The organism is Pseudomonas sp. SWI7 (assembly GCF_006351945.1).
GTDB lineage: Bacteria > Pseudomonadota > Gammaproteobacteria > Pseudomonadales > Pseudomonadaceae > Aquipseudomonas > Aquipseudomonas fulva.
This window is the reverse complement of record NZ_CP040930.1, coordinates 3451974-3466266: the sequence shown is the minus strand read 5'-3', so window position 1 is coordinate 3466266 and position 14293 is coordinate 3451974. Positions and strand designations below refer to the sequence as shown.

Sequence of the window (14293 nt, the reverse complement as noted above, 5' to 3'; positions counted from 1 at the left end):
TCCATGCTTGTACATACAAGTAAAGATGTGTTTGTATTGTTTCACGACACATCTGCTGCAGCCGACCGCAAAGGACATTCCCGTGACCGACAACAACAAATACCGTGACGTTGAAATCCGTGCCCCGCGTGGCAATACGCTCACTGCCAAAAGCTGGCTGACCGAAGCGCCACTGCGCATGTTGATGAACAACCTCGACCCGCAGGTCGCCGAGAACCCCAAGGAACTGGTGGTGTACGGTGGCATCGGCCGGGCCGCGCGCAACTGGGACTGCTACGACAAGATCGTCGAAACCCTGACCCGTCTGGAAGACGACGAAACCCTGCTGGTCCAGTCCGGCAAGCCGGTCGGCGTGTTCAAGACTCACAGCAACGCACCACGCGTGCTGATCGCCAACTCGAACTTGGTCCCTCACTGGGCCAGCTGGGAGCACTTCAACGAGCTGGACGCCAAAGGCCTGGCCATGTATGGCCAGATGACCGCTGGCAGCTGGATCTACATCGGCAGCCAGGGCATCGTCCAAGGCACTTACGAAACCTTCGTCGAGGCGGGTCGCCAGCACTACGGCGGCAGCCTCAAGGGCAAGTGGGTGCTGACCGCAGGTCTGGGTGGCATGGGTGGGGCCCAGCCACTGGCCGCGACCTTGGCCGGGGCTTGTTCGCTGAACATCGAGTGCCAGCAAAGCCGTATCGATTTCCGCCTGCAAACCCGCTACGTCGATGAGCAGGCCACTGACCTGGACGATGCCCTGGCGCGCATCGCCCGTTACACCGCCGAAGGCAAGGCCATTTCCATTGCCTTGCATGGCAATGCGGCCGACGTGTTGCCTGAGTTGGTCAGGCGCGGGGTGCGGCCAGACATGGTCACCGACCAGACCAGCGCGCATGACCCGCTCAATGGCTACCTGCCCGCCGGCTGGACGTGGGAGCAGTACCGCGACCGCGCCCAGACCGACCCGGTGGCCGTGGTCAAGGCTGCCAAGCAGTCGATGGCCGTGCATGTACAGGCCATGCTCGATTTTCAGCAGCAGGGCGTGCCCACCTTCGACTACGGCAACAACATTCGCCAGATGGCCAAGGAAGAAGGCGTGGCCAATGCGTTCGATTTCCCAGGTTTCGTGCCGGCTTACATCCGTCCACTGTTCTGCCGGGGCATCGGCCCCTTCCGCTGGGCAGCGTTGTCCGGCGAAGCCGAAGACATCTACAAGACCGATGCCAAGGTCAAGGAATTGATCCCCGACGACGCCCACCTGCACCGCTGGCTGGACATGGCCCGCGAGCGCATCAGCTTCCAAGGCTTGCCGGCCCGCATCTGTTGGGTAGGGCTGGGGCTGCGGGCCAAGCTGGGCCTGGCGTTCAACGAAATGGTGCGCAGTGGCGAGCTGTCGGCACCGATCGTGATCGGGCGCGACCATCTCGATTCGGGCTCGGTCGCCAGCCCCAACCGCGAAACCGAGGCCATGCGCGATGGCTCCGATGCGGTCTCCGACTGGCCATTGCTCAATGCCCTGCTCAATACCGCCAGCGGTGCCACCTGGGTGTCGCTGCACCATGGCGGCGGTGTCGGCATGGGCTTCTCCCAGCACTCGGGCATGGTCATCGTCTGTGACGGCAGCGACGAGGCGGCGGCTCGTATCGCTCGCGTGCTGGCCAATGACCCAGGCACCGGTGTCATGCGTCACGCCGATGCCGGTTACGCTATCGCCATTGAGTGCGCGCAAGCGCAGGGGCTGGACCTGCCGATGATCACCGGCTGATCACGCCCCTCTGCAACGCACCCCACAAGGGTGATACTCGACAACAAGAAGAGGCGGGCTGGCGCTGCCGGTCATGCCTCGCGAACTGGAGTAGCAACGTGACCGAACTTACCCTCAAGCCCGGCTGCCTGACCCTGGCGCAACTGCGCACTGTGCATGCAGGCCCTGTACGGCTTCAACTCGACGCCAGCGCCGGCCCGGCCATCGATGCCAGCGTGGCCTGCGTCGAGCAGATCATCGCGCAGGACCGTACCGCCTACGGCATCAACACCGGTTTCGGACTGCTGGCGTCGACCCGTATCGCCAGCCACGACCTGGAAAACCTGCAGCGTTCGCTGGTGCTGTCGCATGCCGCCGGGATCGGTGCGCCGCTCGATGACGCGCTGGTCCGATTGATCATGGTGCTGAAGATCAACAGCCTGAGCCGCGGCTTCTCCGGTATTCGCCGCAAGGTCATCGACGCGCTGATCGCGCTGGTCAACGCCGAGGTCTATCCCCACATCCCCCTCAAAGGCTCGGTCGGCGCCTCCGGTGACCTCGCGCCGCTGGCCCACATGTCCCTGGTACTGCTGGGCGAGGGCAAGGCGCGCTACAAGGGCCAGTGGCTTGCGGCTACCGAGGCCCTGGCCATCGCCGGTCTTGAGCCGTTGACCCTGGCCGCCAAAGAGGGGCTCGCCCTGCTCAATGGTACCCAGGCCTCCACGGCCTATGCCCTGCGCGGGCTGTTCCATGGCGAAGACCTGTTCGCCGCCGCGGTCACCTGCGGCGCGCTCAGCGTGGAAGCCGCCCTTGGTTCGCGCTCGCCCTTCGATGCCCGTATCCATGCGGTGCGCGGCCAGCGCGGACAGATCGACACCGCTGCCTGCTTCAGGGCCCTGCTGGGGGACACCAGCGAGGTATCGCTTTCGCACCAGAACTGCGACAAGGTCCAGGATCCTTACTCGCTGCGCTGCCAGCCACAAGTGATGGGCGCTTGCCTCACCCAACTGCGCCAGGCTGCCGAGGTACTCGGCGTCGAGGCCAATGCCGTGTCGGACAACCCTTTGGTGTTCGCCGCCGAAGGCGACGTGGTTTCCGGCGGTAACTTCCATGCCGAGCCGGTGGCGATGGCCGCCGACAACATCGCCCTGGCCATCGCCGAAATGGGCGCGTTGAGCGAGCGCCGCATCTCGCTGATGATGGACAAGCACATGTCCCAGTTGCCGCCCTTCCTGGTGGAGAACGGTGGGGTCAACTCGGGCTTCATGATCGCCCAGGTCACCGCCGCCGCACTGGCCAGCGAGAACAAGGCCCTGTCCCACCCGCACAGCGTCGACAGCCTGCCGACCTCCGCCAACCAGGAGGACCATGTCTCAATGGCCCCGGCTGCCGGCAAGCGCCTATGGGAAATGGCTGAAAATACCCGGGGCGTGCTGGCGATCGAGTGGTTGGGCGCCTGCCAGGGCCTGGACCTGCGCAAGGGGCTCAAGACCTCCGCCAGGCTCGAACAGGCGCGCCAGGCATTACGCCGTGAAGTGCCGCACTACGACCGCGACCGGTTCTTTGCACCGGACATCGAAAAGGCCGTGCACCTGCTGGCCGAAGGCAGCCTGACCGCGCTGTTGCCAGCGGGCGTGCTACCAAGTCTGTAATGCGCTCGGGGGCCTTTGGTGGCGGCCCCCGTATCTCACGACCACAAAAACAATTCAAGGACGTGACATGCAACCTGCACAAGGTCTCAAGCGCGGGCTGACTGCCCGCCACATTCGTTTCATGGCCCTCGGCTCTGCCATCGGTACCGGCCTGTTCTACGGCTCGGCATCGGCCATCCAGATGGCCGGCCCGGCGGTATTGCTGGCCTATCTGATCGGCGGCGCTGCGGTATTCATGGTCATGCGGGCATTGGGCGAAATGGCCGTACACAACCCCGTGGCCGGCTCATTCGGTCACTACGCCAGCACCTACCTGGGCCCCATGGCCGGCTTTATCCTCGGCTGGACCTATGCGTTCGAGATGGTCATCGTCGCCATCGCCGATGTGACGGCGTTCGGCATCTACATGGGCTTCTGGTTCCCAGAGGTCGCCCGTTGGACATGGGTGCTGGGCATCGTCTTGGTCATCGGTGCGCTCAACCTGTGCAACGTCAAGGTATTCGGCGAACTGGAATTCTGGCTGTCCTTGCTCAAGGTGGGCGCGATCGTGGCCATGATCCTGGCGGGCCTTGGCATCATGGTCTTCGGCTTCAGCCAGGTGGGCAGCGGGCAGGCCGTGGGCGTGGGCAACCTGTTCGAGCATGGCGGTTTCATGCCTAACGGTGTCGCCGGGTTGATCGCCTCGTTTGCCGTGGTCATGTTCGCCTTTGGCGGCATCGAGATCATCGGGGTGACCGCAGGCGAGGCCAAGGATCCGCAACGGGTAATTCCCAAGGCGATCAACGCCGTGCCCCTGCGCATCCTGCTGTTCTATGTGCTCACCCTGTTCGTGCTGATGTGCCTGTACCCCTGGCCGCAGATTGGCAGCCAGGGCAGCCCCTTCGTGCAGATCTTCAGCAATCTGGGGATCGGCTCTGCGGCTGCGGTGCTGAACGTGGTGGTGATCTCTGCGGCCGTTTCTGCCATCAACAGCGATATCTTCGGTGCGGGCCGCATGATGTATGGTCTGGCCCAGCAGGGGCATGCCCCCAAGGGCTTCAGCCGGCTGTCCAGGCATGGCGTGCCGTGGATGACGGTGGTGGTGATGGGGGCAGCACTGCTGGTCGGGGTACTGCTCAATTACCTGATCCCTGAAAACGTGTTTCTGCTGATCGCCTCGATCGCTACCTTCGCCACCGTCTGGGTCTGGCTGATGATCCTCATCACTCAGGTGGCGATGCGGCGGCGCATGAGCCGTGAGCAGATGGCCGAGCTCAAGTTCCCGGTACCGTTCTGGCCCTGGGGCCCGGCATTGGCCATCGCCTTCATGGTCTTCGTCTTCGGTGTGCTTGGCTATTTCCCGGACACCCAGGCGGCGTTGTTGGTCGGCATGGTCTGGCTGGTCTTTCTGGTGGCGTCCTACCTGTTGTGGTGCAAGCCGCGCACAGGGCAGGGCGCGTCGGTGGCCGAAGCCGCCGAGTTGCATCGCTAGCAAAGGAGAACCTGCATGAAAACCCTCTGGCAACACTGCCACGTGGCAACCATGGCCCAAGGCCGTTATTCGATCATCGAAGACGCCGCCATCGTGACCGGTGGTGGGCGGATCCTGTGGATCGGCCCACGTGCCGACTGGCAAGTCGAAGGGACCGAGCAGACGGTGGACCTGGGCGGCACTTGGGTGACCCCCGGGCTGATCGATTGCCACACGCACGCGGTATTCGGCGGCAACCGCAGCGGCGAGTTCGAACAGCGGCTGCAAGGTGTGAGCTATGCCGAGATCGCCGCGCAGGGCGGGGGCATTGCCAGCACCGTGAGGGCCACCCGCGCCGCCAGTGAAGACATGCTGTTCGCCAGCGCCCGGCAGCGCGTCCGGGCGTTGATGCGCGACGGTGTGACCACCCTGGAAATCAAGTCCGGTTACGGCCTGGACTTGGTCAACGAGCGCAAGATGCTGCGTGTAGCCCGGCGTCTGGGTGACGAGCTGGGTATCACGGTTCGGGCCACGTGCCTGGCGGCTCACGCCTTGCCGCCGGAATACGCCGAACGCAGCGACGACTTCATTGCCCACATCTGTGATGACATGCTGCCGGCATTGGCAGCAGAAGGGCTGGTGGATGCGGTGGACGCCTTCTGCGAACACCTGGCCTTCTCACCCGTCCAGGTTGAACGCCTGTTCATCAAGGCACAGCAACTGGGTTTGCCGGTCAAGCTGCACGCTGAACAATTGTCTTCCTTGCACGGCTCCAGCTTGGCCGCCCGCTACCAGGCACTGTCGGCCGATCACCTGGAATTCATGACAGAAGAAGATGCCGTGGCCATGGCAACGGCTGGCACCGTGGCCGTCTTGCTGCCCGGCGCGTTCTACTTTCTGCGCGAGACCCAAGTTCCGCCGATGGAGGCCCTGCGTCGGCACGGCGTGAAAATCGCCCTGGCCAGCGACCTGAACCCGGGCACCTCACCGGGCCTGTCACTGCGGCTGATGCTGAACATGGGCTGCACCTTGTTCCGCATGACGCCGGAAGAGGCCCTCGCCGGTGTCACCACCCATGCGGCGCAAGCGCTGGGCATGGGAAGCAGCCATGGCACTCTTGAAGCGGGCAAGGCCGCCGACTTCGTTGCCTGGCAAATAGAACGCCCTGCCGACCTGGCCTACTGGCTTGGCGGCGACCTGCCCAAGCGCGTCGTGCGCGGCGGCCATGAACTGGATATCTGAGCGAGGCGAGATGGACAAGGTACTGAGCTTTCACCAGGGTCAATTGCCGCTGTTGATCAGCATTCCCCATGCGGGCCTGAAGCTGACCCCGGCAGTGGCCGATGGCCTGGTCGATCAGGCGCGCAGCTTGCCCGACACGGACTGGCACATTCCCCGTCTGTACGATTTCGCCCAGGCGCTGGGCGCCAGTGTACTGACGGCCGAGTATTCGCGCTTCGTCATCGACCTCAATCGCCCAGAGGACGACAAGCCGCTGTATGCCGGGGCCACCACGGGGCTTTATCCGGACACGCTCTTTGAAGGTGAACCTTTGTTCAAGGAGGGGCTGGCGCCAAGCCCGGCAGAGCGCAAGCATTACCTTGAGCACATCTGGCACCCTTATCACAGGGCAATCAGGCATGAGCTGGCACGTTTGCGTGAGACGTTCGGCTATGCCCTGCTCTGGGACGCCCATTCCATCCGCTCGCACATTCCTCGGTTGTTCGACGGCAAGCTACCGGACTTCAACCTCGGGACCTTCAATGATGCGAGTTGCGACCCCAGCCTGGCCCAGCGGCTAACGCACGTCTGTCAACAGGCGCACGGTTACGATCATGCGCTCAATGGGCGCTTCAAGGGCGGGCACATCACCCGTCATTACGGCAACCCAGCCGCGCACGTTCACGCCGTCCAGCTCGAGCTTGCGCAAAGCACCTACATGCTAGAGCGTGAACCTTTCAGCTACCGTGAAGATTTGGCAGGCCCCACCCAGACGGTGCTCAAGCAGCTTCTGCAAGCACTGCTAGCCTGGGGTCAGGCGCATTATCGCAACTGAAGGCAATCGGCCAGGCAGCGCGGGGTATGCGCGCCGCCCGGTCAATCGTCAGCCTTTGGCGACCTCCTTGAGCGTGAGTTCGCGCAGCAGTGCCTGCTCCTCGAGTTCCCGATCCATCTGCAAGCCTTGTTGCAAGATGACCTCTTCCTGCAGCGGATGGCTGGTGTTGGCCAGTTCCAGTACCCGCTGGCGGTACCGGTTTTCAACCTCCTCGAACCGCTCGGCGTATTCACCGCGAAGGCGCTGGGTCCAGTCCTGGCTGGACAGCAGATAGTCGATGAACGCTTCGCTGTGTTCGCGCTTGCGCACGTGTTCGAGCACGCTCGAAAGCTCATCGGCCGCCAGGTTGGCAGCACTTCGGAAACGCATGCGGTCGGCGATGGGCAGCTCGAGTTCCTTGGCCAGTTCGCGGCGATAAGCCAGGCGCACCGAAACCAGATCCCCCGGTATCGAGCGGTGCTGGGCAAGGTGTTCGAGTTCCTCTACCCGGAACAGCTGCAACAGCCTTTGGCGCATCTGCTGCAGGCTATCTCCTGCATCGATCACGACACGTTGATGCATCAGGTACAACTCGATGTTGTTGAACGCCTGAAGCGCGCCGTCATGACAGGTTTGTGCGCCATTTTCGTCAGGCAGCGCCGCTACAGCGATGCTTTCCAGCAATGGCCGCTCGGTCGGGTTGCTGACCGCCGCGACCAGCATCAGTCGCACCCGTTCGCAGAACCTGCCCCGAGTAGCGGGCTCCACGTAAGGGGCTGCGTTTTGCAGACGGCCCACCAGGCGCAGCAAGTCACTGCCTGCAAGCGCGTCCCAGCATACCTGCAGGGATTCATTTTGCAGTGCATTTCCCAACATCCACGATTCCATCCGTGGGGTATCGTCACCGGACACCGGAAAGTGCGGGTGGTCCAGAGAGCCATCACTGGAACCATCGGTGAGCAGGTCGGTGGGAATGTCCAAGGCGAAGGAGAAGCTGTGATGGCTGTCGGAAAACGTGCGGACCCGCTGGATGGTTTCGGCTGGCAGCGGGTTGTCCAACAGGGACACAGAAGAAATCGGGATGGTGCTATCCAGGTTCGACAGGACACGGTCCGGCAGTTCGGTGATGTTGTTCGAACTGAGGTCGAGCAACTCGAGCGGCAGCAACAGGTCGCACCAGTGCGGCCAGCCCTGCAGGTCCATGTTGCTCAGCACCAGGGACTGGAGATTCGCTGCAAGCTGTGCAGGAACACGATTGATGGTGCCCACCCGGTTGCCCGAAAGGTCCAGCGAAGTAAGGTGGTTCAGGCGGCCAAAAATCTCGAACATAGGCTCATCGATTTCCAAACCCATGTTGCGCAACTCCAGGTACTCCAGCTCCGGCAAGCGCAGCAAGGCGGTAGGCAGTGTCGATTGCGGCGCTTGATGACCGTCTATGGTCAGGCGCGTGATACCCGGAAACCGACTGAGCAGCTCATCAAGCTGCGCAGTCGTGCCTCGCAAGCGGGTCAAGGCCAGGGCGCGAACACGCTCGCCAAAGAAGGGGGGCAGGCGCCTCGGGAAGTGCTCGATCGACACGTCTTCCAGATGCAGCCTGAGGTATCGATGGCCCTGTTCCTGATATGTCCAGAAATCATTGATCGCCGTTTCAATGCGTTGACGCTCGGCCAGGGCGGTTTGTGTCAGGGGGTTGCTGGAACTCGATGCCTGCGCCCAGCCCTCCAGCGCTTCTCGTACCTGCGAGCGCTCGGTGCGCAGGCGCGTGATTCCCTCGATAAGCGACGGCGGCTGGTCCACGCGAATACCAGAAGTGTCCAGCTGCTCGTTCATGAGCAAACGCTGCACGTGAATTTCGTTGATCGGGTTGCCTTCAAGGTTGATGACCGGCGGGAGTCGCAGTGATTCGGCTTCGTGCAGCAGGAACGATGGCAGCGTGAGCAGGTTATTGGCGCGCAGGGACAGCTCACCGATGCGGCTCAAGGCATCGCTGTCGATGCCCATCGGCCATTGCGACAGATGCATGCGGTCGAGCCCGAGGTAATCGAGTGTGAGCGCGTGGAAGCTCGGACGGTTGCCTTGTGCCAAGCGATTTCCGGAAAGGTCCAGATGACGCAGCTGCCGGGCACCGGTCAGCATGTCCAGGTCACTGGAGGACAAGGCAATGTTCTGGTTGGTCAGTACCAAGCGCTGCAGCTGTGGCAGGTTTTCCAGAATGGTGGGAATGCTGAATATGAATGCCGAGGGTGTTGCCCGCGGTGTGTAGGGCCGGTCAATTTCCAATGCCTGGAGTTGCGGCATCTGACGGAGCAGGCGTTGCAGCAAACGCTCGTTCTGCGCCCAGCTGGCCATCGCGCCTGAGGGCAGGTCATAGAGGGTCAGGCTGCGCACTCGCTGGTAGAAGAACTCGGGTAAGTTCAACGGAATATCGGCCAGAGAGATCAGCGCCAGGCGTAACACGGACGTGCTCCGGTCGCCTTCGTCCAACGCCGTGTCATACCAGAACTGCACGATAGCCTCGCGCAACGCATCGTAGTTGCGTGCTGCCGCATCGGTCGACGGCGAAATGGCCTCGCTCCAGTCATCGAGCCTGCTTTGCAGTTCGGTGCGCTGCTCGGCCAAACGTTGCAGGTGTTCGAAAATCTGCAGGCGCGTGCGGCCGCTGCTGGCCAGCGTATTGATCACCTGATCGGCAGAGCGGCCGGTACGCTGCGCCAGCTCCAATGCCTCGACCTCTGCAAGGAGCTGCGAATAAGAGACCGCATGGGCTTGCGGGCCACCGCCGCTCAGCGGATACCCCAGGCGGCCCTCGGCAAGGCGCATGGGTGACCGATAGCCGGGGCGCACCGGTCGCATGCCCAGGGCCCTGCGCAAGGCTGGGCGAGGCAGCAACGGACTTTCCTGCATCAGGTGCCGCAGGGCCGCAGCGTCAGCCGCGCCGAGTTGTGCCATGACGTCTGGCAGCGCCTCGTGAAGCGCGGTAAAGAGGTCCGGGTGTGCCGTTACCAACCGAGATGACTCGGCTTGATCCTGGACGATGTACCCTGCAGGGGCATGGATGATGGTTACGCAGGGGTTACCTTGCTTGGGGCCGATTGCCTCGGCTTGAGTGGGCCAGAACCCACCTCGCAGGATTTGTAGCCTGGTACCGGTAGGCCATTGCCTGAGTGTCGGCAAGGTATGCAGTACGAGTCGATCGCTGTCCCAGCTCTGAGCCCCTACCAGAAACAGCCCCTCGTAAGCCCGCGCCAGACGGACCTGTTGCAGATAAACACGAATTTCCTCGCTCAGGCGTAGCGGTACCCTACCGCTTGCCAGCAGGCCCCGTTCGTTGGCAGTCGCGCTGCGTACCAGCTCGTCGGCAATGGCGGCTGGAAGACCGGGGTATGCCCGCATGACCGGTTCGGCGTCGGGCAGCTGGGCCGATGCCATGCGCCTGTAGGCTCTGAAAAATTCGGTTGAGCGGTCTGCCGTGACGGGCAACTGGCTGATCGACTGGTCAAGCTTGAACCGCTGGAGGGTGTCTTGCAGCAACGCCGGCAATCGCTCGCTCTCCACCAGCGCCCTGCGCAAGGTATCTTCGTCCGTGTCACTGATCTGCAGCATCCGTTGCAGCGTCGGCTCATCGAAGTCAGCACTCAGGTGCCCCATTCGTTGCAACAAGGTCGAACCTGTCCAGGTAGCGGGGCGGTCGGTGACCTGTATCCACGCGCCAGCGCCGTTGTAGCGCAGCGGTGGCTGATAGCGATGCTCGCCCCGTGGGTGCTGCAGCCGGTATTGGCCAGTGTCGGCGTCTGACACGACCTGATACTGGCGACCCTGCAGCACCAGCCGTTGCTGACCCTCATGCAACAACAGGCCCTGCTCATCCGGTGCCAATGACTGTGGCAGTGGGTCCTGGATTTGATAGGGCGTCAGGTCAGGTTTCCACAGGCTAACCTGCCCATCAGGCATGTCCACGTCTTCCAGCTCTTCGATGAATGACGGGGTCTCGACGGGAATGCGCGCATCACCCGATTCGTCGTCGGGTTCTTCGACGATGGGTTCGTCGCCCCCTGGGATTTGCGGCGCGCCTTTGAGCGCATGGCCGGCAGCTGTCAGCGCAGCCATGACCGCCACGTTCTCGACGACATCGATCAGGTAGTCGTAAGCTGTGTCGCGCTCGTCTGCCTCCCAGGCTTCGATCCCCTCATACACCTCATGGGCCAGCTGGACGATGCCCACCAAAAGCATGGCCTCCCCAAGGCCAGGCACGAAGAAGCCGGCGATGTTCAATGCCAGCAACGCGCGCCCGGCAATGAGCTCGCGGTGAGCCTGGGCCGTACGCCGGTCCACGATCTGGGTTGGGACAGCGTGGAAGAGCACGTCCTGTTCATGACGTTCCACCTTGCGAAAGGCCATGAGCCCCTGGAACGCGTGGGTGAAAGGCGTTTGAACGGGGTAGAGCCTGGCATGTGGATCGCGTACGGGCTCGTGCAGGCCGCGGGTACTCCAGCCCGGTGGTGTCAGACGCGCTTGCAGGCGCTGTCTAACCATCCCCTTGTCGCGCTCGGGCACATGCTTGTCCAGGTAGCCCATGTCAGCCTGGAGCCGATCCCGCAGTGCGTCATGCATGGCCTGCGTATCGGCGAACGCCTTGAGGGGTGTTTCCTCGTCGTCGGGGATATACAGCGCAATGCGGCTATCGGCACCCGATTGCCTCTCGATGACCACTACTCCCGTCAGTACGCAGCCCCAGAGTTGCAGCTCGCTGAACCTGAACCCCGATGCGAGAGGATCCAGCTTTTGATCGAGCGGTACTTCCAGCGCGGCGGTGTAGAACGTCTCGCTGATATCGCCCTTCAAGCGAGCGTAGTGCAGGGACTGTCGCCAAGCCGATTCCTCCGCCCGCCCCAGTGTTTGATACACCTCCAGGGCCACCTCGTCCGCACTGCGGTCAGCCGTTGCGGCCGGGTAGTAGATCGCGTGTATCAGGTCGTGATATTTCCCACCAATGTCCAACGTCCGACACAGGTCGGCGAAGGCTTCTGCCGGGATGTCCAGTGCATTGGTGATAGGCACGGTGCCCATGAAACGCCGGTGGTCGAGAATCACCGATTTTTTCAGGAGCCCATCGGGTGCATCCATGCCACCTTCAACGGCGGCGGACGCCTCGAAGTTATGCAGGGCTGCCTGAAGCAGTGAACGGGTCGCCCGCTCCACGGCCTGCCGCCCGTCCAGGGCGTTGTGCTCCTCGATCAGGCGCGCGTCCACCAGGTAGCTCTTGTCGACATCGACCTGTAGACCAAAGCGTTCGGCAATGGCTTCGGTCAACGCCTTTCTGGCATAGATCTCCAGCTCTGCAACCTGCTCGAACAGCGCCGCGACCTGCGCTTGGTGCTGACGGTGCTGTGCGTGTTCGATGCTCCAGGCACGCGCGACGGCCGGTTGCTCCGTGATCGCTGACGCCAGCCAGGCAGGTGCCTGCCGCCAATTGCGCATGGCCTGGTGCGTGTGGGTCGGGCTTTTTTTCAGCCACTGGGGGATGCGCTTGGCAATGGTGGAGTAATGGACACCTTGTGAGGGTAGGGTGTCGCTGGTGGGTGTTGGCATTTAGCAGTCCTCTGCACGATGAGGTGAAGGACTCTGTAGGGCCGGGGAAGGAGAAAGGAGGTAGATATATCTGCCCGGCAACTGTACCGGGCCAGGCATGGAGTTGATGTACAAGCATGCTCTGCGCTCAATTCAGGTTTATGATGGCTCACGGTCGAACAACCTTCACACGGAGTGCGCAATGCAGACCCTCTACCCGCAGATCAAACCCTACGCCCGGCACGATCTGGCCGTGGAAGCGCCACACGTGCTGTACGTCGATGAAAGCGGCTCACCCGAAGGTTTGCCAGTGGTCTTCATTCACGGCGGCCCGGGTGCAGGCTGCGACGCCCAGAGCCGGTGCTATTTCGATCCCACCCTGTACCGCATTATCACCTTCGACCAGCGCGGCTGTGGCCGCTCCACCCCCCATGCCAGCCTGGAAAACAACACCACCTGGCACCTGGTGGAGGACATGGAGCGCATCCGTGAACACCTGGGTATCGACAAGTGGGTACTGTTCGGCGGCTCATGGGGCTCCACGCTCGCGCTGGCCTATGCCCAGACTCACCCCGAACGCGTGCATGGTCTGATCCTGCGCGGCATCTTCCTGTGCAGGCCCCAGGAGATACAGTGGTTCTACCAGGAAGGTGCCAGCCGCCTGTTCCCCGACTACTGGCAGGACTACATTGCGCCCATCCCACCGGAGGAGCGCGGCGATATGGTCAGCGCGTTCCACAAGCGCCTGACCGGCTCCGACCAGATTGCCCAGATGCACGCGGCCAAGGCATGGTCCACTTGGGAGGGCCGCACGGCCACACTGCGGCCCAACCCCCTGGTAGTGGACCGGTTCTCCGAGCCGCAGCGGGCCTTGTCCATCGCCCGCATCGAATGCCACTACTTCATGAACAACGCCTTCCTGGAGCCGAACCAGCTGGTGCGCGACCTGCCCAGCATCGCCCACCTGCCGGCGGTGATCGTGCACGGGCGCTACGACGTGATCTGCCCACTGGACAACGCTTGGGAACTGCACCAGGCGTGGCCGAACAGTGAACTGAAGGTCATTCGCGATGCCGGGCATGCCGCATCCGAGCCGGGCATTACCGATGCTCTGGTGCGCGCAGCCGACCAGATGGCCAGGCGCCTGCTCGACTTGCCACTGGAAGAAGCATGAAGGGCCTGTTGCAACGGGTGCGCAACGCGCGGGTGGAAGTGCAGGGCCAGGTCATCGGCGCTGTCGAGCAAGGCCTGCTGGTGCTGGTGGCCGTGGAGCCGGACGACACCCGCGAGCATGCTGACAAGCTGCTGCACAAGCTGTTGAACTACCGCGTGTTCAGCGATGAGCAGGGCAAGATGAACCTGTCGTTGAAAGAAGTGGGGGGCGGGCTGCTGCTGGTCTCGCAGTTCACATTGGCGGCCGACACCCGCAACGGCATGCGCCCCAGCTTTTCCACGGCGGCGCCGCCGGCCTTGGGCGCCGAGCTGTTCGACTACCTGGTGACGCAAGCCAGAGACCGCCACGCCGACGTCGCTACCGGTCAGTTCGGTGCCGACATGCAGGTCCACCTGGTCAATGATGGCCCTGTAACATTGCTGTTACAAATTTAAGGTTAAAAAAAGCCGCTTTCTTGAATAAATAAGCGGTTCTATACCATAAATAGTTGTTGCAGCCTGATGCGTTGTCACGCGACCTGCTGGATAATCGCGCGCTGCATGAGGCCTGCGTTCGCAGGTCCGTTTCACTCTGACTCGAGCATTGTCCGTAGCCGTTTGGGGAATCATTACGCCCTTACGGGGTCCGAACAGTGCTCGCCAACCCGGCATTTGTCGCTGGCCGTTGGTTTCATGATCTG

Annotated in this window: 8 protein-coding genes; 7 read left to right on the top strand and 1 reads right to left on the bottom strand. The window is 62.7% G+C overall.

The features are described 5' to 3' along the window. Positions 1-82 precede the first annotated feature (82 nt). From hutU to hutG, 5 genes are all read left to right on the top strand, one after another. On the top strand, positions 83-1756 hold the full coding sequence (hutU, locus tag FH041_RS15860) for a urocanate hydratase (protein WP_027914063.1): 1674 nt from the start codon (positions 83-85) through the stop codon (positions 1754-1756). A gap of 98 nt (positions 1757-1854) precedes the next feature. Then, complete coding sequence (hutH, locus tag FH041_RS15855) at positions 1855-3387, top strand: histidine ammonia-lyase (RefSeq protein ID WP_049696738.1); 1533 nt, start codon at positions 1855-1857, stop codon at positions 3385-3387. A 67-nt stretch (positions 3388-3454) separates the two neighbouring features. Continuing rightward, positions 3455-4858 carry an amino acid permease gene (locus FH041_RS15850; RefSeq protein WP_028687268.1) on the top strand — a complete coding sequence of 468 codons (1404 nt, stop codon included), beginning with the start codon at positions 3455-3457 and terminating at the stop codon, positions 4856-4858. A gap of 15 nt (positions 4859-4873) precedes the next feature. Then, entirely contained in the window at positions 4874-6079 is a 1206-nt protein-coding gene (gene hutI / locus FH041_RS15845; protein ID WP_049696736.1) for an imidazolonepropionase, read from the top strand. Between the two features lie 10 nt (positions 6080-6089). Next, positions 6090-6893, top strand: coding sequence for an N-formylglutamate deformylase (hutG, locus tag FH041_RS15840; RefSeq protein WP_027914059.1), 804 nt, complete (start codon positions 6090-6092; stop codon positions 6891-6893). 48 nt (positions 6894-6941) lie between these two features. Here the strand turns inward: hutG and FH041_RS15835 are convergent, their stop codons facing one another. Further along, positions 6942-12461, bottom strand: coding sequence for a dermonecrotic toxin domain-containing protein (locus FH041_RS15835; protein ID WP_257225202.1), 5520 nt, complete (start codon positions 12459-12461; stop codon positions 6942-6944). Positions 12462-12642: 181 nt separating this feature from the next. On the opposite strand from FH041_RS15835, the gene pip reads away from it, so the two are divergent. Both pip and dtd read left to right on the top strand, forming a co-directional pair. Further along, the gene (gene pip / locus FH041_RS15830) at positions 12643-13614 is read left to right on the top strand and encodes a prolyl aminopeptidase (RefSeq protein WP_027914057.1); all 972 of its coding nucleotides are present in this window, start codon (positions 12643-12645) and stop codon (positions 13612-13614) included. Beyond that, a complete protein-coding gene (dtd, locus tag FH041_RS15825) occupies positions 13611-14048 on the top strand; it encodes a D-aminoacyl-tRNA deacylase (RefSeq protein WP_028687265.1) in 438 nt (145 codons plus the stop codon). Before pip ends, dtd begins: the two co-directional genes overlap by 4 nt. Positions 14049-14293: the final 245 nt, after the last annotated feature.

Bases quoted from the DNA above. Each gene is read 5' to 3' on its own strand.
- hutG (WP_027914059.1), top strand. From the start codon at position 6,090: ATGGACAAGGTACTGAGCTTTCACCAGGGTCAATTGCCGCTGTTGATC.
- FH041_RS15850 (WP_028687268.1), top strand. From the start codon at position 3,455: ATGCAACCTGCACAAGGTCTCAAGCGCGGGCTGACTGCCCGCCACATT.
- dtd (WP_028687265.1), top strand. From the start codon at position 13,611: ATGAAGGGCCTGTTGCAACGGGTGCGCAACGCGCGGGTGGAAGTGCAG.
- hutI (WP_049696736.1), top strand. From the start codon at position 4,874: ATGAAAACCCTCTGGCAACACTGCCACGTGGCAACCATGGCCCAAGGC.
- pip (WP_027914057.1), top strand. From the start codon at position 12,643: ATGCAGACCCTCTACCCGCAGATCAAACCCTACGCCCGGCACGATCTG.
- FH041_RS15835 (WP_257225202.1), bottom strand. From the start codon at position 12,461: ATGCCAACACCCACCAGCGACACCCTACCCTCACAAGGTGTCCATTAC.